Genomic DNA, 26,383 nt, shown 5'->3' with positions numbered 1-26,383 from the left:
AACAATGTTACCGGGAAAGCGGTGTAAAAACTAGAGGAAGAAGTGTGTTCTTCATCGGCACCCCGCGGTTTCGTTTAGGCTGGAAGTACGCGGGCAAGGAGGCGACACGTGGACCAGCAGGCGATATGGCTAGACCGCCAGCACGTGGCGGTACCGAAGTGGGTTGGTGGCGGCGTGCACATGCTCATCAGCGGCCCCGAATGGGCACACCCGGGGGATGCGTACACGCAGCGGGTCGTCCTCGAAAACGCAGGTGGGCAAATCCCTCCCGGTGGGGTCGACTGGCAGACAGGTGGGCCGCACGGGGAAACGCGCGGGTGGCGCGGCCTGGTTAAAAGCGAAGACTACCGGGTGATGCACCTACCCACGTCCGTGACGGACGAGGTGCTGCGCCAGTGGCTCACGTGCCAACTATTGGTGGAAGGTGAACGGGGAGAAACTGGGATCCAACTCGCGGGTGTGCTCGACGACGTGTACGCACCGGCGCGCCATGCCCGGCTCGGAGCGTACGTAGCCGGGATGGGATGGCGGTTCGCCCTTTGGGCCCCCACGGCACGCAACGTTTCGCTCAAAATATGGCACGGCGACAAACCCCAAACGATTCCTGCTCGGCGCGACGACCTGACCGGGGTGTGGGACGCGTATCTGAACGCGGAAGAAGACGATGAATACCTGTGGATAGTGGACGTTTACTCCCCGGCGGTGGGCCGGTGGGTGGTGAACGAAGTTACCGACCCCTACGCCGTGGGTCTAACCGTGGACTCGCGCCGATGCGTGCTAGTGGACATGGAAAACCCCGCGCTCTTTCCAAAACATTGGCCCACCCCCGAGCCCATCACCAACCCGTGTGAACGCGTTATCTACGAACTCCACGTGCGCGACTTCTCCGCCGCTGACACGTCAATCCCCCTGGCGGACCGGGGGACCTACCGGGCGTTCACCCACCCCGACTCCGATGGGATGAAACATCTGGCGAAACTGCGGGAAGCCGGGGTGAACACCATCCACCTGCTTCCCGTATTCGACTTCGCTACCGTACCCGAAAACCCCGATCAGCAACACAACCCCGTGATTGAACGGGCACGTGGGGCGGCGCTGGAACCTCAGGAAGAAATTGGGCGGGTGCGTAAAAAAGACGCGTACAACTGGGGGTATGACCCGCTGCACTATATGACTCCGGAAGGGTCGTATGCCACGCAGGGGCATCAGCGTGGGGGTGCGCGCGTACTGCAGTGCCGGCAAATGATCGCTGCGCTAAACGCGACAGGGTTTGACGTGGTGGTCGACCAGGTATTTAACCACACGTACGCGGCGGGGCAGGATCCGCATTCGATTCTGGATCGGATTGTGCCCGGCTACTACCATCGCCTGTGCGGAAACGGCCGGGCGTATTCCACCACGTGCTGTCCGAATGTGGCGACGGAACACATGATGGCGGAAAAACTCATGGTGGAAGCCGTGGCGTTTTGGATCCGCAACTACCGGGTTGGCGGTTTGCGGTTCGACCTGATGGGGTTCCATTCGCGCCAGAACATGGAGAAAGTGGTGGCGCAGCTACCGGCCTCCGCCTACGTTTACGGGGAGGGGTGGGATTTCGGTGAGGTTCAAGACAACGCGGTGTTCTACCAGGCGAAACAGGGGCAGTTGGACGGCACCGGGATCGGTTGTTTTAACGACCGAGTGCGCGACGCGCTGCGCGGGGGAAGTCCGGTGGACGCGTCCATGCGGTCACGGCAGGGGTTCGCATCCGGATTACTTTCGGCACCTAACGGGGTCAGTACCCTGGGTTGGGACGCGCAGCATGAGGCCCTGGCGCGCGCTACCGACAGAGTGAAACTGGCGCTGGTGGGGAACCTGCGTGATTACCCACTGGAGCCCACGGCCGAGTCCGCGCCGGATCCTTCAACTACGCCAGGAGTGAGCGCGAAGGCGTCCTCAACGCCAAATGATGTCTTCGCGGCCGCGGCGGCGGGCGCGTTTGCGACACAACCGGCCGAGAGCGTGAACTACGTGGAAGCCCACGACGACGAAACCCTGTACGACGTGATGGCGTATAAACTACCGACCCACACGTCTACGCGGGAGCGGGCACGGGCCTGCATGCTGGCGCTCGCGGTGGTGACGTGGGGGCAGTCACCGGTGTTTTGGGCGGCGGGCATCGAGATTTTGCGGTCCAAATCTATGGACCGCGATTCGTTTGATTCGGGGGACTACTTCAACGCGATCGATTGGACGCTGCACACGCATAACTTTGGGATTGGCTTGCCGCCGCGCTGGTCTAATGCGCAGAACTGGGGCCTGATGGCACCGCTGCTTGAGGACGCGCGGCTGCGCCCCACCACCGCGGACATGCGCTGGTCGTTCGCTGTTGCCCGCGAGTTCTTACGAGTCCGCACGCGCTACCGGGCACTCACCCTCGGGGACACGCAGCAAATTATCCGCCGCGTCTTTTTCTTGCCCGCCCCCGCCGGGGTGGTGGTGATGCATATTAATAATGAGGGTGGCTGCGGGCGCGAACCCCACCTGCTCGTGTGCATCAACGGGTGGGCGCAGCAACAAACCGTGGCCTGCCCCCAGCTGGCTGGCACGCGCTTGCGTGTAAACCCGGTGCAACGCGACGGCGCAGACCACGCCGTCATGGCCACCGTGCAGTGGGACCAGGCCGCGGGAAAATTAACCCTCCCCGCCCGCACCGCCGTGGTGCTCACCGACTAGTGTTTTAGATGCATCCACGCGCCGCCGCGTACCCTCAGGCCCGTGGTAAGGGCGCGCATGCCGGTGAACACGACTGCGAAAGCGGCCCACACGAACACCACCACCCAGGTTTGCCCCGCGGTATCTAGTGGCCGTGCTCGCGTGGAAAGATGGGCAATGAACCACAGTAATGGCAGGTAGGGAACCAGGTTGATTACGCCCGCGAGCGCGAGATACCGGTTGTCGCCAGCGCCGATCAGGATGCCGTCCATCATGAACACGAATCCGGCGAGGAACTGGAACAGGCCCGCCACCAGTAGGCCCGCGGTGGCGGCGCGGCGCATCGCGGGGTCGGTGCCGAATATCCAGGGCAGCAGTGGGGAAACCACCATGAGGGCCACGCCAATCACCGTGCCCGCCGCGATTCCCCAGATGACGATTTTGCGCACTACCATGCGGATTTGGTTGGGGTTGGCGGTACCGCTGTCTTCTTTCCCGAGGGCGTGGCCAACCAGTGCTTGCGCGGCAATCGCGAGGGCGTCTAGGGCGAATGCGGCGAAATTCCACACGGTGTTCACCACCTGGTGGGCGGCGAGGGCGACGGTGCCGGCACTGGCGATGGTCCACACGGTCGCGAGGATCGCTAGGCGCAGCGTGAGGGAGCGCAGCAGGAGCGGGAAGCCGGCCACGGTGGATTCCCACACGGCCCGCAGGTTGAATCCGAACCGCGCGTGGTGTTGGCGGGCGCTGCTAACTACCACGGAGCTGAGCACGATCGCCATCAGGGTTTGCGTCAGAGCGGTACCGATGGCACTGCCCTTTACCCCCAGGTTCAGTCCGTAGATGAGGATCGCGTTCAAGATCGCGTTCACCACCGCCCCACCGGTCGCTACGTAGAGCGGGGTTTTTGTATCCAGCGCGCCCCGCAGCGTTCCTGTGGCAGCGAGTACCACCAGCATGCCCACCAACCCGGGGGAGCAGTAATGCAGGTAGTCAAGTGCGTGTGGGAGTACCTGCGGGTCCGCTCCGAAGAATATGAGGAGGGGGCGGGCGAAAATCATGAACCCGGCTGCTAGTGCGGCGCCGAGCACGGCAGCTAACCACATTGCGTTGATGCCCGCCTGCATGCCTTCACCAACTTTGCCGGCACCGAGGGCGCGTGAGGTGATGGCGGTGGTGGAGTACGCCAAGAACACGCATATACCCACCGCGGTCATCAGCACTGTGGAAGCGAGGGATAGGCCTGCCAGTTGCGCGGTACCCAGGTGGCCAACCATCGCGGAGTCAATGGTGGTTAGCAGTGGTTCGGCAATTAGTGCGCCCAGGGCGGGGAGGGCGAGGGTGATGATTTGCCGGTTCAACGACTGGCCAGAAGTGGGGTCGTTTGTGGGTGGGGTGTCGTTTTTATCCACCAATTTCGCTACCAATCTTTTTACACAGGGTGTGGACAACTCTGTGGACAACTTACCGCAGTTTCGCGGCGTTTGCCCGCTTCGTGACGTGCGAAACATCCACCCGTTTTCCACAACTTATCCACAGGTTTGGGTATTAATTCACTATTTATCCACAGATTTGCGTGGTTTATTCACAGCCTGAGGTTGAGTTAACGCCTTCGTGTGGGTATCCTCAGCGTGCAAACCACACGGGTTTGCCACACAAAGTTTTCCACGGGGTCGGAGGTAGTAGGCGTTGGCGTCTGTTGAGTTTGACCGCGTCCCCCCTCAAAATATTGAGGCTGAACAAGCGGTCCTAGGGTCCATGATGCTGGACAAGGATGCGATCACAGACGTCGCGGAAATCCTGGTGCCAGAAGATTACTACCGGCCCGCTCACGAAACTGTGCACCTAGCGATCATTGAACTGTACTCGCGGGGCGAACCGGTGGACGCACTAACCTTGTCGGCAGAACTGAAACGCAACGGAGACTTGGAACGCATTGGTGGGGGCGAGTATCTACACACCCTCATGGCGTCCGTGATTACGCCGGCGAACGCGGATTACTACGCGCGGATTGTGCGGGAACGCTCCCAACTGCGTTCCCTGGTGGAAGCGGGTACGCGCATCGTCCAGCTTGGTTACGCCGAAGCCGGTGGGGACGTTGATGACATTGTTGACGCGGCCCAGTCAGAGATTTTCGCGGTTTCAGAACGCCGCCACTCCACGGACTATGTGGCGCTGTCCGAACTGTCGGACCCGCTGCTAGCGGAACTAGAGAAGATTGAGAAGAACAAAGACGTCTCCCTGGGTGTTCCTACGGGGATTCACGATTTGGATTCGCTCACCACGGGGTTGCAACCGGGGCAGATGGTGATTGTGGCGGCGCGCCCCGCGATGGGTAAGTCCACGCTCGCCCTGAACTTTTTACGGTCCGCCGCGATCCACAACGACATGGCGTCAGTTGTGTTCTCACTAGAAATGTCGCGCGCAGAAATTGGGATGCGCCTGGTGGCCGCTGAATCCCAGGTGCGGTTTGGGAAAATGCGGCGCGGTGACATGAATGCGGACGAGTGGCGCAAAATCACCCAAACCATCGCGGAGATTTCCGAAAAACCCCTGTTTATTGACGATTCCCCGAACATGGCGATGAACGAGATCCGCAGTAAATGCCGGCGCCTGAAGCAGCAGAACAACTTGAAGCTCGTGGTGATCGACTACTTGCAGCTGATGACGTCGGGCCGCCTGGTGGAGTCGCGCCAGCAGGAAGTGTCGGAGTTCTCGAGGTCCTTGAAACTGTTAGCGAAAGAACTGGAAGTGCCGGTGGTGGCGGTTGCGCAGCTGAACCGTGGGCCGGAGCAGCGGACGGATAAGAAACCCATGCTCGCGGACCTGCGTGAATCCGGTTCGCTAGAACAGGATGCGGACGTGGTGATGCTGCTGCACCGCCCCGACTATTATTCTGAGGACGAACGGCCCGGGGAAGCGGACATTATTGTGGCGAAGCACCGCAATGGGGAAACCCGCACTATTCCAGTGGCTTTCCAAGGTCACTACGCGCGGTTCACCGACCTGGCTCGTGACATGGGGTAAACGCGGGCTGCGTGGTATGAATTAATTGATGATTACTAAGGGAAACTCCAGTACTGGCACTGGGTCTAAGAGGCGTTCCCGCTCCAGTAAGCCGGCTCCACTGTGCCCGCTTCGCCCCGGGGAACCGTGCACCCTGTGCCAAGCGTTCGTCACCGGACCTCAAGACTGTCAGACGGTGCGGCTGGTAATGGAAGATCCAGAACTAAGGGCGATCCTGGCGGAAAAACGTCGGGCCTATAATGAGCAGCAGAAGAAGTTGAAGCTGAGGAGTTAAGATGTCACAAAAACCACCGGTCGCAATGATCGTCGCAGGGTCGGAGGCCACGGGGGCAGCAGGAATCCAGGTGGATTGGAAGACGCTGCACCAGTTGGGCGTGTATGGCATGGGTGCCATCACCTGCATCGTTTCGATGGATCCGAAGAACAATTGGGATCACCGGTTTGAACCGGTTCCACCGCACATTATTGCCGACCAGATGGAAGCGTGCATTAACGCGTTTGAACCCGACACCGTGAAGCTCGGGATGATGGGTACCGTTCCTACAATTGACACGGTTTCGAAAGCGTTGAGTGAGCGCGAATGGAAGAACGTTGTAGTTGACCCCGTTTTGATTTGTAAAGGCCAGTTTGAGGGCCCGGGGGCTGAGGTGGATGAGGCGTTGCGCGACAAGCTGCTACCGCTGGCAACCGTGGTTACCCCGAACGTGTTTGAGGCCTCCACCCTGTCGGGCATTGAGGTGACGGACGAGAAAACGTTGGCGCAGGCCGCGCAGCGAATCGGCGAGATGGGGCCGCGTTACGTGCTCGCTAAAGGCGGGATGGAACTACCTGGTGAGGAAGCGGTGGACCTGCTTTGGGACGGTCAGAAGATCACCCGTTACGCCGTTAAGAAAGTTGGGGATAAGCGCGTTAACGGTGCTGGTTGCACGATGGCCGCTTCGATTACCGCGTACTTGGCGCGGGGGGAAGATGTGCATGAGGCCGTGCGGCGCGCTAAGCAACTGGTGACCGCCGGGATTGAAGCTCAGATCAGCTCGAACGTGCCTGTGCCGGCACTGTGGCAAGGTGGTGGCGTGAACCGCGGGTAGTGGCGCGGCATAGACGCGGGTTGATTTATTACAGCCTGACTTAGACCACCTACGTGCCTTGCATAGGGCGAGACTCCTCGAATGGGGAACCGGTAACTCGGTTTTCTTTTCGGGGAGTTTTTGCATGCGCAACGCACCTGGCGGTGGAGTGCGCTTAGTTACGTGTAGAACCTCGTGATGTAATGCACCTCATGTCAAAAATGTATCCCAGGGAACGCGTAGGTTAACAAACCGAAACAGGAGCTAAAAGCTTAGAAAATACGCTACAAGTAGCAGAAACTTCTGTTTACACTCGAATTTGTGCCAGGTAAAAACTGTTTTGAACAGGTTGTATCCCAACTGGTCACACCTCTTGTTTTCGAAAGCACACCACACGTTTCGTAAGAAAGTAAACAGGAATGCTTGAACTGACCGAGATTAAAAAATCGTTCGGCGACAACCGCGTGCTCGACGGCATTAGCCTCACTTTGGGAAGCGGCGAAATCATGTCGATTCTAGGCCCCTCAGGCTGCGGTAAAACCACTTTGTTGAACATAGTTCTAGGCATCACTGAACTCACGGGCGGGCAGATTGTGTACAACGGGGAAAACCTGACGGACACGCCCATGGAAAAACGTGGGTTCAACATCGTGTTCCAAGACTACGCACTGTTCCCCAACCTCACGGCATACGAAAACATTACGTACGGTCTGCGGAACAACCCCGATCTGTGCACGGAAGACGAGATCAAAGATATGATCAGCCTGCTGGGCCTTGAAGATCACTTGAACAAGAAAATCGACGAACTGTCTGGCGGACAAAAGCAGCGCGTTGCCCTAGCCCGAACGCTCGTGATGAAACCGCGACTCCTGCTGCTAGACGAACCCCTGTCCGCCCTCGATGGGGTAATCAAAGAATCCATTAAGACAAAAATCCGTCAGATCGTGGACCAGTACAATCTGACCACCATCATGGTTACGCACGACCCCGAAGAAGCGTGCACAATGAGCGACCGGGTGCTGATCTTAAACGACGGTGGAATCGCCCAATACGACACACCTGAGAACATCATTGAACACCCCGCCAGCGACTTCGTTCGCCAGTTCATCTTGCGCCAGCTGGAAGTTAAGCGCGACAACATTTTCTCGCTGTTCCAAGAGGGACTCCCCACCTCAAACAGTGACCTCGACTCACAAAATGCAGCGCAGACCGGGGCAAAAGAAGTGCGCGAACCCGTACTGTCTGGCAAGGTTGAAGGCTAAGACACATGTCCATTACCGCAGTGAAAAACCGCTCCCGCATGCCCAAAAACGAAGCTCTCCAAGCGCGCAAAAGCCGGCATCGACAACCGGAACTGTGGACGCTGTTGACAGTGGTCAGTGCCGCGTTCTTACTGTTCTTATTCATCCCCCTCGCGCTCGTCATCTGGAACTCGTTCAACACGGGTACCGGGCAGATAACGCTGTCGAACTACGCGGCGGTGCTACACCGCCCAGACTTCATCCAGTCGGTCATAAACTCCCTGATTGTCTCTGCCCTCGCAGCTGGCATCGCAGTTGGGATCGCGTTCTTACTCGCGTACACGGTGAACGCCACGAACGTTCCGCGCGGCCTCAAGCGAATAATAAAACTGTTTACGCAACTCCCCATGCTGCTGCCCACCATCACGTACGGGTTCGCGATCATCTACTCATTTGGTAAACACGGGCTGATCACCCGCATTTTCGGGTTCCAACTGTTCAACATCTACGGGTTCAACGGGCTGCTGATCGGCTACGTGGTGTACACGCTTCCCACGTGCTTTTTGCTGATCCACAACAGTTTCCAGTTCGTAGACAAGAAGTTCATTATCGTGTCGCACATCATGGGGGACCGGCCGCTGAAAACCTTCTTGAACACGGTGGTGCGGCCCCTGGTGGGCACGATGTGCGTGGCGTTCATCCAATCTTTCTTCCTGGCGTTCACCGACTACGGTATTCCCACGTCGGTGGGCGGTGAATACGACGTGCTCGCGATGACGCTGTACAACCAGATGCTGGGGTCGATCCCGAACTTCCACCGCGGCGCCGTGATCGCCGTGTTCATGCTGATTCCATCTATCATTTCGATCATCCTCATGACGATCCTGGAGCGGTACTCCATTCGGTATGCGAAAATCTCCCAGGTGGATCTGCCGCGCGGGGTGCGGCGCGACTTCTTCTGCGGCACCGCGTCAATCTTGTCGCTCGGCGCGGTGCTGAGCTTGTTCCTGGTGATCATCATCATCCCGTTCGTGTCCGAATGGCCGTTCAACCCCGCGCCCACGCTGCGCCACATCACCGCCCTGTTCACCGACCCGAGTTTGAACATGGTTTACACGAACTCGTTGTACGTGGCGGTGATGACCGCGATCGTCGGCTGCCTATTCGCCTACGCCACGGGCCTGGTCACGTCCCGCTCCCGGTTGCCCCGCGGGGTCCGCCGGGTGGTTGATTCCATTTCTGCAATAGTGAACACCGTTCCCGGCATGGTGCTCGGTATCGCATTCCTTCTCACGTTTTCGGGCACCAGTTTGCAGAACACGTTTTGGATTCTGATTGTCGCGAACGTCGTCCACTATTTCGCCACGCCCTACCAGATGATTAAAGATTCGCTCACTAAGATGAACGCGTCTTGGGAAACCACTGCCCGTCTGATGGGGGATAGTTGGTTTAAGACAATCTTGAGGGTCATCACACCTAACGCTTGGCCCACTATTTTGCAGGTATTTGGGTACTATTTTGTGAACGCGATGGTCACGATCTCTGCGGTCGTGTTCCTCACGGGAGCGCGCACGCAGGTGGTGACCACTGAGATTTCTGCGTTACAGCACATCGCGAAGTTCGATTCCGTGTTTGCCCTGTCCCTACTGATTCTGGTTACGAACCTGCTGGTCAAAGGTGGGATTGCGCTCGCTACTCGCAACCGCCGGGCGGTTAAAGCAAAGAAGCGGGCGAAGTCTAATATTCCCGTTAACCCCGCGCAGGTGGCGGATACGCGGACAACGGTGCGCCGGGACAGCCGGGTTACCGCCGGGAAGCAGTTGGAAGCGTCGGGGTCGCGCAACTTCCCACTGCCCACAACCGGGAACCGGAAGGCCCGCAATATCCTCACGGGCGTGTTCGCCGCGTTGCTAACCAGTTTCCTGATCCTGTTTGGCACGGGCGCGCTCTCGTCTGCGTCCGCTACGCGCGGGCAGGTGGTGATTTACACGAATGCGGACGATGAGGCCGTGGTCGCCTTCCAAAACGCGCTCGACAAGCATGGGATGAAGGGCCAGTACATTGTGCAAAACTTCGGTACCTCAGAGCTCGGCGGCAAGATCCTCGCGGAAGGCAAAGCCCTAGAGGCGGACGTGATTACGATGAGTTCTTACTACATTGATTCCGCGCAGCATCGCAACAGCATGTTCTTACCACTAACAGATATTGAGTCTCGCCTTTTGGGGGATTCTGGGATTGCGCAGGCTCCGAAGTACCGCCGGCCCGCCACCGCACAAGAAGGTGCGTTGATTATCAACAAACCCGCTCTTAAAGCCGCGGGCGTGCCCGCACCGAAGAGTTTGAAAGATTTGGCGGACCCCAAGTACGAGGGGTTGATTGCAGTTCCGGACATGGAGGGTTCGTCCACCGGTTGGCTGATGGTGCAGGCGATTGTGGATGCCTACGGGTTAGATGGGGAAGGTAAGCAGGTGATGACCGGCATTGCCCGTAACGCTGGCCCGCACATGGAACAGTCTGGCTCCGGCCCGCTCAAGGCGGTGCGTTCGGGTGAGGTTGCGATTGGGTTTGGGTTGCGCCACCAGGCGGTTGCGGATAAAGCCCAGGGCCTCCCGATTGATTACGTGGATCCGATGGAAGGTAACTATTCGTTAACCGAGTCCGTGGCGGTTCTCGATAAGGGCGAGTCGGCTAATCCGAAGGCGCAGAAAGTGGCTGCTATTTTGATTGATGAGGGGCGGGAGGAGATTCTGTCGACCTACCCAACACCACTGTACGAAGGTGAGCATAAGGCGAAGAACGCGTCCGTGCGGTCGAAGTTCTTCCCGCAGTCACTCACCGTGGATTTGTTGCAAAAGCACCAAGATTTTTCGTCTGCTTGTAAACGCGCAGCTGGAAGGAAGTAGGAATAATGCAGAAAAACTACAAGTTGCTCACCCCCGGTCCGCTCACAACTACGGATTCGGTGAAGCAGCAGATGCTGTTTGACCACTGCACGTGGGATTCAGACTACATGCAGATTACCGAGGGGATTCGCGCTCGGCTGCTGGAGTTGGGGCACTGTGATCCAGCTGAGTACACGGTGGTGCTCATGCAGGGTTCGGGCACGTTCGGGGTGGAGAGCGTTTTGACGTCCGTGGTGGGTATGGACGACAAGGTGCTGCTGTGCACGAACGGGGCGTATGGCGACCGGCAGGTGCAGATGTGTGACCACGCGGGCGTCAACTACGTGCGCTATAACGTGGAGTACGACCAGGTGCCGGACCCGCAACGGATCGAGCAGATTCTTGACGCTGACCCGTCCATAACCCACGTGTCGATGGTGCATTCGGAAACCACGTCGGGGTTGCTGAACGACATCCAGCCGGTCGGTGAGTTAACGGCTGAGCGGGACATCACGTTTATTGTGGACGCGATGAGTTCGTTTGGGGGAATGGAAATCCCAGTGCAGCAGTGGCACATTGACTTCCTAGTTTCTAGCGCTAATAAGTGCATTCAGGGAGTGCCGGGGTTCAGTTTTATTATTGCGCGACGCCAACCGTTGGAAGCTTCGAAGGGGCAGGCGCGGTCTTTGTCATTAGACCTGTGGGATCAGTGGCACACGTTGGAGCAGGCCGGTGGGAAGTGGCGGTACACGTCCCCAACGCACGTGGTGCTTGCGTTCGCACAGGCGCTTGAGGAGCTGGCGGCAGAAGGTGGGATTCCTGCCCGCGCCGCCCGGTATGCGCACAATAACCACCGGCTCATCACCCGCATGTGCGCCCTCGGATTCCGCACTTATCTAGAGGACCACCAGGGCCCGTTCATCACCACGTTCTATTACCCGGATGCGGTGCAGGTAGATTTTGCCGACATGTACGCGTTCATTAAGGAACGTGGGTACGCTATTTACCCCGGTAAGCTCACAAACGAAGAGACATTCCGGGTGGCGAACATGGGGGAGATCTACACGTCTGACATTGACCAAGTTACCGACCTGTTCGCCCAGTACCTGGATGCGCGTGGCCTGTTGGGAAAGATTGGGTTTGATTCGCTTGAGGACGCGCGCCACGCCATGGAACAGGCAAGTGCTTAGCCTGGGCCAGGCACCTGCGGAGCACAGGGATTTAGCGAGGTTCAGCAAGAGCCTTAGGTGGGGAAGAATTCACCGAAGCTGGGCAAGGACCTCGGGCGGACAAGAACCTCAGGCGTGCAAGAACCTCAGGCGAGAAAGAAAATAGAACTAGAAAAGTGAGGGAGTTTTGATGGCTAGTAAACGGTTTGACGCAGTGGTGTTCGACTGGGCGGGCACGACGGTGGACTACGGGTGTTTTGCGCCCGTGCAAGCGTTTATGGACGCGTTCAAAGAGTTCGGGGTGGAACCCACGGTAGCGCAAACGCGTGAACCCATGGGGATGAGTAAACGCGACCACGTGGCTACCATGCTGAAAATGGAGGGGATCGCAAACGCGTGGCAGCAAACGCATGGGAGCGCCGCGAGTGAGGCGGACGTGGACGCGGTTTACGCGAGATTTGAACCGAACCTGTTCGCGATTTTGGAGCAGTTCGCGGCCCCGAAGCCGCACGTGTTAGACGCGGTAGCTAGCTTGCGGGACATGGGTGTGAAAATCGGTTCCACCACGGGGTACACGGATCAGATGATGCACGTGGTGGCGCCAAAAGCCGCGGAGTTGGGATACGAGCCGGACTGCTGGTTCTCCGCTGATTCTACAAACGGTTTTGGCCGCCCGTACCCGTACATGGTGTTCCGGAACCTGGAGGCACTGCACTGCCAGGATGTGCGCCGCGTAGTCAAGGTGGGGGACACGGTGTCGGACATTCAAGAGGGCAAGAACGCGGGGGTGTTCACCGTAGGAGTAGTTGAGGGAAGTTCCGCGATGGCGCTGTCGGCAACTGACTTCAACGCGCTGAGTGAAACCGAGCAGGAAGCCGCGCGTCAGCAGGTGCGTTCCGTGTTCGTGCAAGCGGGAGCGGACGCTGTCATCGACAACATGGCGCAGCTTCCCGGGCTGGTGGCGGACCAAAGGTAGCCCCGAACTAGCTGTCCGCATCACCTAGGTTTCGAACTGCTGCCGGCCCCAACGCTACTGGAAGTTCTTGAGGACCTGTTCGGCCACTTCCGTGAGCCCGTCGATGGTAGCGTTATCCGAACCGGAACTGACGGTGAGGAACGCGTTGCCCACCACAGCGTGCACCGCTTTTTCATTCTGCCCACTGAACGTGCCTTCCACGGATTTTTCTACCCCGAAGGCAGGTTCCGTGCCGGGCAGGTCCACGTCCGTCACCTTTGTACTAACTTTAGTTGGGGGTGTACCCGGTTTGTTCACGGTCTTCGTGGGGCACTGTTTAGACACGTCCTCATACTTCTTAGCGGCCTTGTCTAACCCGCCGTTGTCGAAACGGAACACGGACACGATAATCGAGTTGTCATCCGTTGCCGCGGAAGCCGCTAGCGTAATCGTGTTTGTGAAGTCAATATCGAGCCAGCGTTCCGTGTCCGGCGCGCAGTTATCCGGGTCCACGCTCACGTCCCGCAGGTAGTACGACTGCCCAGAATCCGTTTCGCTCTTAATCGATTCCGTTAACGAGGCACTATCCTGATCTACGTGCAGCGGGTACCCCCCAACGGAGATGCCCGCGAGTTTCTGGTCGATCTGCGCCCCGGTCAGGTCGTTCAACTTGTATTGAGGCTGTGGGGATGCCGGCGCGGTCGCCGACGCGCTCGCGGAAGCAGTTGACGGCGCCTCAGATTGCGGGGCAGTGCTGCTAGAGCACGCCGCCAGACCCAAAGAGAGGAACGCGGCTGCCGATACCGCCACCGCCGTGCGAGCCAGCGAGCCCATTGATTCAGTATTTTTACGTGCAGTACGCCGACGCGGATGTCGTAACATTACTTCCCCTTGGATCCACTGAGCATTTTCTTCTTAGATGTTAACAGCAACCCGAATCACTAACCCTAGGCCCCAAGGAATCTCCCACCCCGGCTTGCGCGCAGATCCCCACCCGGGTTTACGCAGAAACCCCCACCCCGGGTTTACGCAGAAACCCTCTACCCACTGGAATATGGGGTTTAATCCAGTGGGCAGAGGGCAGTTCTAAGGCAGCCCGCGCTGTTACGCCAGTGCCTGCAGGGCCTTAAATGACTTCTCCGCGCTCTTCTTCGGACCTCCGTCCGCCGGGGGTTCCTCATCAATCATGATGTCTTGTTCCAGCACGTAGTACCCGTCAAACCCGGCTTTGTTAAGTGCCTCAACGACGGCTTTGAAGTCGATATCCCCATCGCCAATCGGGGCGAACATACCGTCTTTAACGCCTTGCGACCACGTGAGTTCCCCGGGCAGTAACTTATCCGTCATCTCTTTGTGCACATCTTTTGCGTGCACAATGTCCACACGGTCCGCGTACTTTTGCGCGAGCGCCACCACGTCCGCACCACCGGCTGCCAAGTGTCCGGTGTCCAAGCACAACCCCACCTTGGAGTTATCCAGCACCTTCTCTACCTCATCCACGTTCTGCACCATCGTGCCCCAGTGCGGGTGAATGCACGCGGTCACCCCCGCTTCCTTACACACATCCGTGATGCGAGAAAGGTTCGTGAACAGAGTCTGCCACCCCTTTTCATCTAGCACGGGGCGGTTGTCGTAGCCTTCCTGCCCAGAATCGGCAGCGAGAATCAAATACTCACCACCGGCCACTTTGAACGCCTCCAACTCTTTTTTCACCATCGGAATCGGGTCAAAATCCGGGTCGTGCATTACCGCTAAGAAAAACGCACCCACCGGTTTCAGTCCGTACTTATTCACCACTTCTGCACGCGCCTGAGGTTCTAGCGGCAACCATCCCTGAGGGCCAAACTCCGTGGCCGTCAACCCCATTTCTTTCATTTCCGTCAGTACGCGGTCTGGGGACATCTGGTACCCCCAACCGGGAACCTCACATACGCCCCAAGAAATAGGTGCTCCAGCAATCTTCATTTTGTTCTCCTTACGATTTTTATTCGTGAGGACATGTGGTCCTCACCAGGTAACTCTTCATGTTTCCCACAAGCACGAGTGTGGGTGCTCTGCTATTTACAGTTCGACAACCTTGCCTGACCGCGCGGACTCGTCCGCCGCCTGGGCGATCTTTAGGGCGACGATTCCATCCTCGATCCCAGGGGTGAAGTCGCGCTGGCCGTTAACTGCCTCAATAAACGCATCCAACTCGTTGTAGTACGCAGCTTCGTAGCGTTCTAAGAAGAAATCCAAGTACGGGTCCAACGCGTCAGAATGCTCCCGCTTAGACACGCGCACCGTGGTGGGCCGCACGTTCTCTGCGAACGCCGAGCCTTCCGGGCCGGACACCTCAAGCCGCTGGTCGTAACCCGTGGCGCAGTGCCGGTTGTTAATAATGGTCGCCACCTTCCCATCCCTATTGGTAAGAACAATAACGGCGGCGTCAAAATCACCGGTGTCCTTCAGGTCCTCTTCCAGGTTCTGCCCGGTTGCAGACACCGTAGCAATGTCCCCTAGGAAGAAGCGGGCCATGTCGAAATCGTGGATTGTCATGTCTTTGAAAATCCCGCCGGAAACCTTAATGTAATCTTTCGACGGTGCTGCGGGGTCGCGCGAAATAATGGTCACCTGCTCAACCGGGCCCAGTTCCCCCGCCTGTGCAACGGTGTGAATCTTCGCGAAATTCGGGTCGAACCGGCGGTTGAAGCCCAGCATAACCCGCGCATCCTCGCCCTCTAGCTGAGCGCGGATACCTTCCGCAGCTTCCACTTCCATCGCAATCGGCTTCTCACACAACACCGCTTTACCAGCTTTCACCCCCGCCACAATGTGCTCAATGTGCAAAGGAGTGGGGGAGCAGACTATAACCGCGTCTATCTCGGGGTCGTTAAAAATGTCCGCTGCGTCGGCTACGGCTTTCACACCGTATTCTTGCGCAAGGGCTTCGCGGGCCTCCTCAACCGGATCTGAAATGGCCACCAGCTGCGCGTGCGGGTGCTGACTAGTCGACCGGGCATGCACCTTCGCGATGCGGCCGGCCCCGATAATTCCAAAGCGAATCATTAAGCTCTCCTTTGAGTGCGATTAGGGTAAATATTAGATGTTGTTGGGGTGAATATTAAGCGATATTCGAATCCGTATTATGAGGTTTTGGCACGGCAGGTGGGGCTAGCCACCCCACCCACCGCACCGACCACCTGGCTTTAGCATCCGCATTACCTGCTGGTTTTCACAAGTACTTGGCTTCTCAGTTAGCTAAGTGTGTATTCAGGTAGCTGCGTAGCGTTCGACAGCTGCGTTTGCTGGGTTTAAGGCGCGGGAACAATCACGTCTCGTACCAGCGCGTCCAAATCTGAGTCCGCATTCAAGAACTGGCGCAGGGTCTTGCGGGTGGCCCCGAAGTCCTCAAACTCTTCCGGCGTCATACCATCTTCCTCATAACTGCGGATGAACTCCGGGATTCGCCGCAACTGCTCCAGGTAGTACTCATCGACCGGAATGTCCATGCGCGGACCCTCAAACTTGTAATCCGAATCGTTAATCAGCTTCTGCCACTTGAACGGTGGGGAAACCACCACGTCACCACCTTGGAACTCGCTCCACTGCAACACGTTGCGGAATGCAGCGGCAAGCAGGCGGGCGCGGAAACCACGTTCTTTGAAGATCTTGTACGCGTGCTTGAACGCTGCAATACCAGCCCATTCTAAAGCGGAAGGATCAATAAAAATGCCCTCGCGCTTGACGCAGTCCTTCAACCAGTCATCGAGGCGACCCACCATGATCGTCACCACGGGCCCCATGTTCTTAGTTTCCAAACCCTCGGCATCACGTTTCTTTAGGCCCCGTTCAATCGCCTCGGCGGCTTTCACAGCCTGTGCAACGGTGAACGAAACCGTCACGTTAACGGACACGCCCCGGTAGGTGGCGTCTTCAATCGCTTCTAACCCCGTCTTAGTGGCGGGAATCTTCACCACAATGTTGTCCGCCATCTTGTGGAACTCTTCCGCCTGGTCAGCGAGCTTTTTCGCATCCCGATGGAAACGCGGGTCGGTCTGTACCGATAGGCGGCCGTCGCGCCCATTCGTTTCTTTGAACGCCGGTTCCAGCAGCTTGGCCGCTTCAATTGACATGTCTTTTACTGCCCGCCAACCAATCTCGGACTCGCCCCACGTGGGGTTGTCTGCGGCAATCTTGCGGATCCGATCGGTCCAGATCTCTGGATATTTTGAGATCGTGGTGTAAGCAATGACGGGGTTGCAGGTGGCGCCCACACCGCCGTAAGAAATTGATTGTTTCAGTTCGTTCAGATCAGACGAGTCATTCCACAGGGCCGTGGGCGTGGCTTCAACCGCGTCACGCAGTGGGCCGGGGGTGGGCTTGATCTGTGCCATCGAGCATCTCCTTTGTTTGCTTTCTTGGCGCGTGGCAGGCCACTTTGCCCGCCGTTGGCGCTTGTGTGTACATACTCATTTAATGACAGTTGTCACCGGCTTGTCAAGCGATTGTCATAACAAAGTGTGGGGCGGGGTGTGTCACTGTGCAAACAGTGTAAAGCGGAATGAGTACAGGGATGGGCGGTACACGTGGCGACCCACCTCAACTACCCGGCCTTCCGCGGTATAGGCAGTGCGTTCCATGGTTAGCAATGCCGCTTTCGGCTCGTCGCCCAGGATCTTGGATTCTTCTGCAGTGGCCGCGCGTGCACCCACTACCTGCGTGGCAGAGGCAATGTGGATGCCTTTTTGTTCGAACGAATCGTACAGGCCGGTTTCTTGCAGCTGAGACCATTCGGGCGCTAACTCTAGTGGCATGTGGTTCGTCAGTATCGCCAGAGGCTGTCCATCCACGCTGCGCAAGCGCGATATTTTCAGCACCCCATCGCCTTCAGAAAGCCCAAGCATCTGGGCTTCGTCCGCGCTGGCCTCAATAATCTCGTAGCTGAGGACCTTCGTGGTGGGGGTAAACCCGGCTTTAATGAGGTCTGCGTTCAAAGACGACAGGGCCAGCGGGCGATGCACTTGCGAAGGGGTCACCCGGGTACCCACGCCGCGGCGGCGGGTTAATAGCCCGCGATTCACCAGCTCTTGCAACGCCCGCCGTGCGGTGGGGCGCGATACGTCCAGACGTTTCGCCATTGAGATCTCGTCTTCAACCAGTTCGCCAGGGGGAACAATACCGCTAACAATTGCTTGTTCAAGCGGTTCTGCGATTTGCTGGTAAAGAGGCTTCGCACCGTTGCGATCTATTGTCACCTGTACCTCAAAGGGCTGATTCATAGTTTTCACCTGTTTACTGCGCCTACTCATAGGTCGTTGTCCAAATCCTTGCACGTGCCGGGTTCGTGCAGCAGCTGCACGACATCTCGATAGTCAATAATATGTCAGGTTAATACGTTTATGGGAACGGACAAAGTCACTCCTGTGCCATCTTAGTTGGCGCGCGCTAATGATTTGTAGGGTCAAATGCCTTGCAAGTGCAAACATTTGCTTTTAGAGTACAAGAGTGTCGGCAGTTGATGCGGTGAAAGACCACCGCGTGGGCGCGGAAGCTGCAAACGTAGGCTTAAAATACGCCTCACTGCCCTAATAGCATGCGAGGGAGCAAACTATGAAGGAAAAGAAAACACTGGGTGTAGGTGTCATCTCTTTAGGGTGGATGGGTCGCTTGCACACTCGTTCTTACCGCGCGTTAGCGGAAAAATTCCCGGAACTAAACGTCGACATCCGCTTGGTGGCGTGCGCGGATATTTTAGAAGAGAACCAAAAATGGGCTACGGAAGTGCTCGGCTTCGAGCGGGCTACTGCGGATTACCACGAAGTAATTGAGGATCCGCAGGTGGACGTAGTTTCTATCTGCGCACCAAACTATCTGCACCACGAAATCGCGCTGGCAGCCGCGCAGGCTGGGAAGCCGTTTTGGATTGAAAAACCCATGGGGGTGAGCGCGCAGGAATCCAAAGAGATCGCGCAGGCCGCGGCGAAAGCGGGGGTGGCGACGTCGGTTGGGTTTAACTACCGGCACACGCCAGCGATTGAACTGGCTCGAAAACTCATCCGTGACGGCAAGATTGGGCGGGTAACGAACGTGCGTTGCTGGTTGATTGCCGATTACGCATCCGCTCCAGAAGGGCCTTTGACGTGGCGTTATTCGCGTGAACGCGCGGGCGCTGGCGTGGTGGGCGATCTGATGAGCCACGGCGCGGACCTGGTGCAGTACCTGGTGGGGCGAATCGCCTCGGTGTCGGCGCTGACGGACACGTTCATTAAGGAACGGCCGATTCCAACCAAGATGGGTGTGGGCCACGGCGGTTACGAAGTTGGTGACGAAGTGGGGCCGGTGCAGAACGAAGACTACGTGGCCATCATGATGCGCTTAGACAACGGGGTCGTGGGCACGCTTGAATCTTCCCGCGTTGCAGTTGGGCCGCGGGCGGAATACGTGATTGAGGTTTACGGTACGGATGGGTCCCTGCGCTGGAACTTCGAACACCTCAACGACCTGCAAGTTTGTATTGGCAAAGACAACGGATTCCAACAGGGGTACGTGCGGGCCATGGCCGGTGGGGACTTCCCCGAGTTCTTGCGGTTCCAACCCGGGGCGGGTACCTCCATGGGCTTTGACGACATGAAAGTGGTGGAAGCCAAGCAGTTCATTGAGTCGGTGCTGACCGGCGAGCAGGTAGCTCCCTCTGCAGCGGACGGGTGGTCGGCTGCGGAAGTGGACGAGGCCACGGTGGCTTCTGCGGCGGATGGGCAGTGGCACGACGTTGCCCGCGTTGAAGGCGCCACCACGTTCGACAAGTAGGGGCCGGCAGTGAGCAAGATAAATATTGACAGTACAAAGCAAGAAGTTAGTGCTGCAGTTGCAAAAACACCAGCAGCAGGTAAACACCGGTCTGTTGGGGTTGTAGCAGCGGTCGCCACCCTCGGTGGGTTCCTGTTCGGTTACGACACGGGCGTGATTTCGGGTGCGTTACCGTTCATGTACATGCCCCACGCGGCGGGTGGTTTGCATTTGACTGCTAATGAGGAGGGCGCGGTTGGCGCCACCTTACTGCTCGGCGCCGCGCTGGGTGCGCTGATTGGTGGGCGCATGTCCGACCGGTGGGGGCGGCGGCACAATATTGTTCTGCTGGCGGTCGTGTTCCTGATTGGTGCGTTGGGCACCGCGGCGGCCCCGAACGTATGGGTCATGTATGTAGCACGAGTTATCTTAGGGTTCGCCGTGGGTGGTGCTTCCGCTACCGTGCCGGTGTATTTGGCGGAGACCGCGCCGAAGCGGATCCGCGGCCGGATCGTGGCGGTTGACCAGGTGATGATCGTGACGGGCCAGTTGATGGCTTTCACGTTCAACGCGATCATTTCGCAGATTTACGGTGGCCCGCAGATTGATATTGAGAAGGACCCGGGTGGGTTACTGGAACCGGGTATGCAGTCGTTTGACAATGTGAGCCACTTAGCGTCCTCAAAAGGTGGAACGCTGGACCCGGCCACGTGGTTCGACTACGTGTCCAACCTGGTGGTCGCGGGTGGTAACGGGAACGGGTGGCGGATCATGCTGCTGCTGTGCTCTGTGCCCGCGATCGCCCTGTGGATCGGGATGCGTCTGATGCCAGAGTCGCCCCGCTGGTATGCGGCTAATCAGAGGTATTACGAGGCGATTGGGTCCCTCAAGCAGGTTCGTGACGAGGCCAAGGATGGGCCTGTGGAAACGGAAATGCAAGAGATCCTAGAGAAACAGCGGGAAAAACGGGAGGAAGTGAAGGGGACGTTCGCGGATATTTTCCGCACCCCCTGGATGCGGAAACTGTTTTTCGTAGGCGTGTTCTTAGCGATTTGTAACCAAACTACGGGCGTGAACACGATTATGTACTACGCCCCGAAAGTGTTGCAGTACGCGGGGATGGGCACGTCCGCGGCGATTACCGCGCAGATCGCGAATGGGGTGATGTCGGTGATTGGCTGCCTGTGTGCCCTGTGGATGATCACGGCGTTTAGGCGCCGCCAGATTCTGATTACCTGTTTGTTCAGCGTGTTCGTAACGCTCGCGGTGATTGCCAGCCTGTTCCATTTCACGATTCAGCCGGCAATGGATTCGCACGACGTACCACCCCTGTGGGCACCGCTGGTGATCCTGGCGATGATGGGTGTGTTCATGCTGGTTGTGCAGGCTGGTAACGGCCCGGTTGTGTGGACGATGCTGGGGGAGATGTTCCCTGCCCGCGTGCGTGGGATCGCGAATGGTGCGGCTGTGTTCTGCATGTGGGTGGTGAATGCGTTCATCACGTTCACGTTCCCGCACATGATGGAAGCGTGGGGTGGGGCCGCGACGTATGGTTTTTACGCGGTCATGAACCTGGTTTTCGGGTTCATTTTGCTCAAAATCATGCCAGAAACGTCCGGTTATTCGCTTGAGGAACTGGAGCTGCGCATGGAGCAGCGTTACTCGTAGCACTGGCTGGTCCGATCTAGTGTGGAGCAGTTCTAGCGAGGAGCAGTTCTGGCACTAAATAGGGGTGGTGGTCACGCCTTTGAGGCATGACCACCACCCTTTTATTCACTTGTGGCAGACGTATTCACTTGCGGCACAAGCGCGGTGTTTAACGAGTTGTTGAACCCCGCGCAGGTTACGCAGTAGTGCGGTTTAGCGGATGCGCCGCTTCAGCAGCCACGCGCCCCCTCCGATGGCTAGTGCTAATGCACTCAGCAAAATGACGGTGCTGGCGGTGCTACCGGTGCTGGCGATGTGCGTGCCGGCTTGATTCGCACCCGGTTTACCCGCCTGGTTCGCGTTTACCGAACCACTGCCGGGTTTGCCCGCCTGGTTCGAGGTCGGTTGGTTCGCGCCAGGCTTGCTGCTGGGGTGGTTGTCCCCTGGTTTGTCGGGGTTGTTCACACCGGGATCACCTACGCCCGGTTTGTCTGGGGTTTCCTCACCCGGCTGGCTTGGTTCACCGGTCCCGGGGTTCTCTGTGTCCACCTTCTTTTCGAGGTCAAAACCGACGATGGCGCTGTTGTGGTCTGAAGCGCGGAACACGTTGGGGTTGTAGTAGTTGGTGCCGGTGGCCATGAAGTTTGAGTACTGCCTGGCTTGGCTTTCGTACGCGTTCGCAGTCCAGATGTCGTGGCCCTTGTAGAAGTCCATTCCGGCTTTGGAAACCATGATGTGGTCCAGTGAGCCGAGCATACCGCCGTACGAATACGTGTATTCTGCCCAGTCGGTCATGGATCGTTTCGTGGGGTGCTCTGCCGTGTTCATCAGGTCTGCGTAACCGGACTGTTTCAGGATCTGGATTGGGTCTTCACCGGAGTAGGAGTTGAAATCGCCAACCAGTAGGGTGAAGTCCGGTTTAACTGCATCTGCTTTTGTAGTGACAACGTCCACTAGGTCTTGTGCCTGTCGGGTACGCTCCCCGTTGTTGTTGCCCACATCGTACGCGGGGCCTTGGGTTTTCCCCGGATTGTCGTTGTCTGAACCGCTGAGTTTACTGCCTTTACTCTTGAAGTGGTTGTTCACTACCAGCAGTTTCTTACCGGATTCCTGGTGCTTAAAAACTTGCGTTAATGGTGCGCGGTCTAGTGTAGCTGCTTGAGGCCGGCTGCTAACCCCATATTCCGCGTCACCCACAAGGCTGACAACACTGGAGCGGTAGAGGAACGCTTGCCGGATCGCGTCGTCGGTACCGAATGCCGGTTCTTTCTTCGGGGTTGGCACGTAGTTCCACTTCTGGCTTGGGTCGGCTTGGTTTAGAGCTTTCACGAGGTGCTCGAGGCTCTGGTTGGGGTTCGTTTCGAACTTCTTGTCGTTCTCAATTTCTTGCAGAGCCACGATTGCTGCGTTTTGCTTGCCGAGCGTGTTGATGGCGGCAACGATCTTGTCTTCTTGACGCTTCAACCCGTTTTCGTCCCATGCGCCGCGGAGGGGGCATTCGTAGTTACCTGCTACGGGCACCGACTGGTCCCAACGATTCATCTTTGGAGAACACAGGGGTTTACCGTTCTTATCTTTCTCTGTGGAGTTCACACCCAAGCTGGTGAAGTAGTTCAGCACGTTGAACGTCGCTACTTTCAGGTTGCCACCCACGTCAGCGGGTTCCGCTTCGGCTACGTCAGAGAAACTGATGAACTCATCTGCCGCTGGAATAGAAGTGGTGGGGTCGAGCACCCACTTGCCGCGCGTGTAGGTGATGACCGCTGGGCTTTTGAACGTGACTTCTGCGCCTAAGGTTGGTCCTGCTTGCGCGTTGTCTGCCACGAACGGCAGGTGTTTAGGCGGAGTAACCTGGGCTTTTGCACTGTTGGAGTCAAACAGGTCGTCACTGCCATCATCAACCGTGATGAGGTGGGTTTCGTTGTACTGCGCCTGAGCTTTTGCTTCCGCCGAACCGGGAGTTCCCACCTGGGTGGGTTGTGCCGGGGCTTTATCTCCGTCGGTGAGCGAAATCTGGCCGGTGGTGGGTAGTTTGTACGAGTCCGTTAACCGGAACTGCCCCTGCGGGTTAATCACCATGCTTTGGATCTTGTTGGCTTCCTCAGGGGTTTTCGGTGCGGGTACCTGCGCGGGTTTCACCAGGCCGGTTTTCTCACTGCCCAGGGTTTCGACGTTCTTCACGGAGGTGGTTAGGGTCGTTACCCCATTTGGGTCGCTAACCTTACCGTCCACTTGCACTTCGTCGCCCACGTGCAGTGTTTTGGACGGGTTGGAAAGTTTAACGAATACCGCTTGCGACCCTTCGTACCCCTCAGGTACTTCACTTGTTGGCATTTGCACGGTGAAGCCGTCGCGACCATCCCAAACAGCGGTGACGATTCCTTGGATTGCAACCTGCTTGTTCTTGTAATTTTTCGGGTTCCCTTGGATGTCACTGATCGCCACCGTGTCCGCAGCGCGCGGCGTGGCTTGAGTGGTTTCGTCCGAGGTACCCGCGTCCTCATTTTCGTCCGAGGTACCCGCCTGCTCGTCTGCGCTCTGGGAAGTGTCTTCAGAGGTTGTCGAGCCGGTGGGGGCCGAGGTGTTTTCACCGGTTGGATCCGGGGCAGCGCTCGCGGTGGCTGTGGAATCGGTGCCGGTTGGGTCGGAGGTAGGAACTGCGACGCCGGTGAGTGGAGTCGACAGGACGAGTGCTATGGAAGCCGCTAAAGCGGCGGATGAAATGGGTTTCAACACACGCATAAACGACACTTTCGTCTGTGGTGGACAGTAACGATAAAAGCGTATAACTGCCAGCACGCTCCGGTTGGGCGATCGATAGAAATGCCTGCAATTAGTTCAAAAAGTGAACGATGATTAACCCAACTGGGCTGCGGGGTGTAACGCGCACTTAACGATTCGGTAACCTACCCCACGATTCGACCTTTGTTATAACAAATGCTTGACTTTGGCCTCAAATGTCGTAATACTGAAATAGAGCAAAGACGCGGCCGCAGGTAAATTTGTGCAAACGGAAAAGAATGCGCAACTACTCACGGCAGAAAGGAACCAAAGATGGCTCAGGCACACAAACAGTACGAAGTGGTGACCATAGGGCGCAGCGGAGTCGACATTTACCCTCTGCAAGTAGGCGTTGGCCTGGAAGAAGTGGAGAGTTTCGGCAAGTTCCTCGGCGGCTCCCCAATGAACGTGGCGGTCGCTGCAGCGCGCATGGAACACTCCAGCGCAATCATCACCGGAGTGGGGGACGACCCGTTCGGAAACTACGTGCGGCAAGAAATGAAACGCCTCGGCGTATCCGACCAGTATGTAGTTACAAATGAGAACTATAATACGCCGGTCACGTTCTGCGAGATCTTCCCACCCGACCACTTCCCCCTGTACTTTTACCGTGAACCATCCGCACCCGACCTCGAGCTGAAGAACCAAGACATTCCCCTCGAAGTGGTTAAAGACGCCAAAATATTCTGGCTGTCGGTAACCGGTTTGTCGGTAGACCCCTCGCGTTCTGCGCACCACACTGCGCTGGACGCGCGGAAAAAGAATGGGTGGACCATCGCTGACCTGGACTACCGGGACATGTTCTGGGAGTCAGAAGAGGTAGCGCACCGCGAAGTGTCCCGAATGCTAGAAAAAGTGAACGTCGCGGTGGGTAACAAAGAGGAATGCCGCATCGCGGTTGGGGAAACCGAACCGGAACGCGCTGCCGACGCGCTACTGGAACGCGGTGTGGAAGTCGCGATCGTGAAGCAAGGCCCCCTGGGTACCCTCGCGAAAACGCGCGAAGAACGCATTACCGTGCCCGTCACCAAAATCGAAGCGATGAACGGGCTTGGGGCCGGTGACTCCTTCGGTGGTGCGCTGTGCCACGCACTTCTGAGCGGCTGGGACCTACCAAAGGCAATCCAGTTCGCCTCAACCGCGGGTGCGATCGTGGCTGAACGCCTAGAGTGCTCCACCGCGATGGCTACGGAACAGGAAGTGTTCGACAAGATCGCTCAGCACCCCGAGACCGAACCCATAGTGGAGGCCCTGTAATGTCTGTTATCGAACAGATCGCAAACATCCGGGCGTACGAACCCGAAAAGATTGCGCAGGCCCTCAAGAAACGCCCCAAAGCGCAGATCCCAAAAGACCAAAAGCTGCTGATCATCGCGTGTGACCACCCGGCTCGCGGGGCTTTGGGTGCGGGGCGTAAACCAATGGCAATGGGGTCGCGTGAAGACCTGCTAGAGCGGTGCGCAGAAGCACTTTCGCGCCCCGGCGTGCACGGATTCCTTGGAACCGCGGAGATGATAGAAGACCTCACGCTGATGGGGGCGCTGGATAACAAACTGGTGTGGGGGTCCATGAACCGCGGTGGGTTGCAGCATTCCAAATTCGAAATGGACGACCGGTTCAACTGCTACACGCCCAAAGGAATTGAGGAAGCGGGGTTGAATGGGGGGAAAACCCTGTCGCGCATCAACTTCGAAGACCCCGCAACTGTCGCCACCTTGGAGTCAACGGCGCAGGCAATCAACCAGTTGGCCGAGCGCAAACTCACCGCGATGGTGGAACCGTTCATTTCGGAGTGGAAAAACGGCACTGTGGTCAACAACCTCAGCACCGACGCGGTGATCCGGTCGATTACGATCGCGGCGGGGCTGGGCACCACGTCGGCCTACACCTGGTTGAAACTTCCATGTGTGGACAATATGGAGCGCGTAATGGCATCAACTACCCTTCCATCGCTTATCCTAGGAGGAGAAGTTCCCGACGACCCCGATGAAGCACTGAAAGGTTGGGCTGGTGCGTTGAAGCTCCCGAACGTGAAAGGCTTAGTAATTGGGCGGTCGTTACTGTTCCCACCGACGGGAACGGTGAGCGAAGCAGTGGATGCAACCGTGAGTTTGCTGTAACCACTCGCTGAGAGATTTTTTGTGAGGACATG

Annotated in this window: 19 protein-coding genes; 12 read left to right on the top strand and 7 right to left on the bottom strand. The window is 57.7% G+C overall.

The window, feature by feature from the left end; translation table 11 throughout:
• Window positions 1–108: 108 nt before the first annotated feature.
• Window positions 109–2,715: an alpha-1,6-glucosidase domain-containing protein gene (locus tag CJ187_RS07585; RefSeq protein ID WP_102216970.1), complete on the top strand. Its 2,607-nt coding sequence runs from the start codon at window positions 109–111 to the stop codon at window positions 2,713–2,715.
• Here the strand turns inward: CJ187_RS07585 and CJ187_RS07580 are convergent.
• A complete protein-coding gene (locus CJ187_RS07580) occupies window positions 2,712–4,106 on the bottom strand; it encodes an MATE family efflux transporter (protein WP_233187386.1) in 1,395 nt (464 codons plus the stop codon). The two genes, CJ187_RS07585 and CJ187_RS07580, sit on opposite strands and share 4 nt — an antisense overlap.
• A gap of 277 nt (window positions 4,107–4,383) precedes the next feature.
• Between CJ187_RS07580 and dnaB the strand changes: the two genes are divergently transcribed.
• From dnaB to phnX, 7 genes are all read left to right on the top strand, one after another.
• Window positions 4,384–5,721 carry a replicative DNA helicase gene (gene dnaB, locus CJ187_RS07575; protein ID WP_102216969.1) on the top strand — a complete coding sequence of 446 codons (1,338 nt, stop codon included), beginning with the start codon at window positions 4,384–4,386 and terminating at the stop codon, window positions 5,719–5,721.
• Window positions 5,722–5,749: 28 nt separating this feature from the next.
• Window positions 5,750–5,995 (top strand): DUF6767 domain-containing protein, encoded by a 246-nt coding sequence (locus CJ187_RS09435; protein ID WP_102216968.1) that lies wholly within the window; start codon window positions 5,750–5,752, stop codon window positions 5,993–5,995.
• A 1-nt stretch (window position 5,996) separates the two neighbouring features.
• Window positions 5,997–6,809, top strand: a complete 813-nt coding sequence (gene thiD / locus CJ187_RS07570) for a bifunctional hydroxymethylpyrimidine kinase/phosphomethylpyrimidine kinase (protein WP_102216967.1) — start codon at window positions 5,997–5,999, stop codon at window positions 6,807–6,809.
• Window positions 6,810–7,207: 398 nt separating this feature from the next.
• Window positions 7,208–8,050: an ABC transporter ATP-binding protein gene (locus CJ187_RS07565; RefSeq protein WP_102216966.1), complete on the top strand. Its 843-nt coding sequence runs from the start codon at window positions 7,208–7,210 to the stop codon at window positions 8,048–8,050.
• Window positions 8,051–8,055: 5 nt separating this feature from the next.
• Window positions 8,056–10,932, top strand: a complete 2,877-nt coding sequence (locus CJ187_RS07560; RefSeq protein WP_102216965.1) for an extracellular solute-binding protein — start codon at window positions 8,056–8,058, stop codon at window positions 10,930–10,932.
• Between the two features lie 5 nt (window positions 10,933–10,937).
• Window positions 10,938–12,101, top strand: a complete 1,164-nt coding sequence (gene phnW, locus CJ187_RS07555) for a 2-aminoethylphosphonate--pyruvate transaminase (protein ID WP_102216964.1) — start codon at window positions 10,938–10,940, stop codon at window positions 12,099–12,101.
• Window positions 12,102–12,270: 169 nt separating this feature from the next.
• Window positions 12,271–13,056 (top strand): phosphonoacetaldehyde hydrolase, encoded by a 786-nt coding sequence (gene phnX, locus CJ187_RS07550; RefSeq protein ID WP_102216963.1) that lies wholly within the window; start codon window positions 12,271–12,273, stop codon window positions 13,054–13,056.
• Between the two features lie 54 nt (window positions 13,057–13,110).
• Here the strand turns inward: phnX and CJ187_RS07545 are convergent, their stop codons facing one another.
• From CJ187_RS07545 to CJ187_RS07525, 5 genes are all read right to left on the bottom strand, one after another.
• Window positions 13,111–13,917 (bottom strand): hypothetical protein, encoded by an 807-nt coding sequence (locus CJ187_RS07545; protein ID WP_146003114.1) that lies wholly within the window; start codon window positions 13,915–13,917, stop codon window positions 13,111–13,113.
• A 222-nt stretch (window positions 13,918–14,139) separates the two neighbouring features.
• Window positions 14,140–15,000: a TIM barrel protein gene (locus tag CJ187_RS07540; RefSeq protein WP_102216961.1), complete on the bottom strand. Its 861-nt coding sequence runs from the start codon at window positions 14,998–15,000 to the stop codon at window positions 14,140–14,142.
• Window positions 15,001–15,096: 96 nt separating this feature from the next.
• Window positions 15,097–16,083, bottom strand: a complete 987-nt coding sequence (gene iolG / locus CJ187_RS07535; RefSeq protein ID WP_102216960.1) for an inositol 2-dehydrogenase — start codon at window positions 16,081–16,083, stop codon at window positions 15,097–15,099.
• Between the two features lie 245 nt (window positions 16,084–16,328).
• A complete protein-coding gene (locus tag CJ187_RS07530; protein WP_102216959.1) occupies window positions 16,329–17,411 on the bottom strand; it encodes a transaldolase family protein in 1,083 nt (360 codons plus the stop codon).
• A 141-nt stretch (window positions 17,412–17,552) separates the two neighbouring features.
• Window positions 17,553–18,296: a GntR family transcriptional regulator gene (locus CJ187_RS07525; RefSeq protein ID WP_233187385.1), complete on the bottom strand. Its 744-nt coding sequence runs from the start codon at window positions 18,294–18,296 to the stop codon at window positions 17,553–17,555.
• A 331-nt stretch (window positions 18,297–18,627) separates the two neighbouring features.
• Between CJ187_RS07525 and CJ187_RS07520 the strand changes: the two genes are divergently transcribed.
• The gene (locus CJ187_RS07520; protein WP_102216957.1) at window positions 18,628–19,824 is read left to right on the top strand and encodes a Gfo/Idh/MocA family protein; all 1,197 of its coding nucleotides are present in this window, start codon (window positions 18,628–18,630) and stop codon (window positions 19,822–19,824) included.
• 9 nt (window positions 19,825–19,833) lie between these two features.
• On the top strand, window positions 19,834–21,471 hold the full coding sequence (locus tag CJ187_RS07515) for an MFS transporter (protein WP_102216956.1): 1,638 nt from the start codon (window positions 19,834–19,836) through the stop codon (window positions 21,469–21,471).
• Window positions 21,472–21,663: 192 nt separating this feature from the next.
• On the opposite strand, the gene CJ187_RS07510 is transcribed toward CJ187_RS07515, so the two are convergent.
• Window positions 21,664–24,192: an ExeM/NucH family extracellular endonuclease gene (locus tag CJ187_RS07510; protein ID WP_102216955.1), complete on the bottom strand. Its 2,529-nt coding sequence runs from the start codon at window positions 24,190–24,192 to the stop codon at window positions 21,664–21,666.
• A 312-nt stretch (window positions 24,193–24,504) separates the two neighbouring features.
• Here CJ187_RS07510 and iolC point away from each other — a divergent pair, with 312 nt between their 5' ends.
• Together iolC and CJ187_RS07500 are read left to right on the top strand one after the other, a co-directional pair.
• A complete protein-coding gene (gene iolC / locus CJ187_RS07505; RefSeq protein WP_102216954.1) occupies window positions 24,505–25,488 on the top strand; it encodes a 5-dehydro-2-deoxygluconokinase in 984 nt (327 codons plus the stop codon).
• Complete coding sequence (locus tag CJ187_RS07500; RefSeq protein ID WP_102216953.1) at window positions 25,488–26,351, top strand: Cgl0159 family (beta/alpha)8-fold protein; 864 nt, start codon at window positions 25,488–25,490, stop codon at window positions 26,349–26,351. The genes iolC and CJ187_RS07500 overlap by 1 nt, the downstream gene beginning before the upstream one ends.
• Window positions 26,352–26,383: the final 32 nt, after the last annotated feature.

The organism is Gleimia hominis (assembly GCF_002871945.2).
Taxonomy (GTDB): domain Bacteria; phylum Actinomycetota; class Actinomycetes; order Actinomycetales; family Actinomycetaceae; genus Gleimia; species Gleimia hominis_A.
This window is presented reverse-complemented; position numbering and strand designations above follow the sequence as displayed.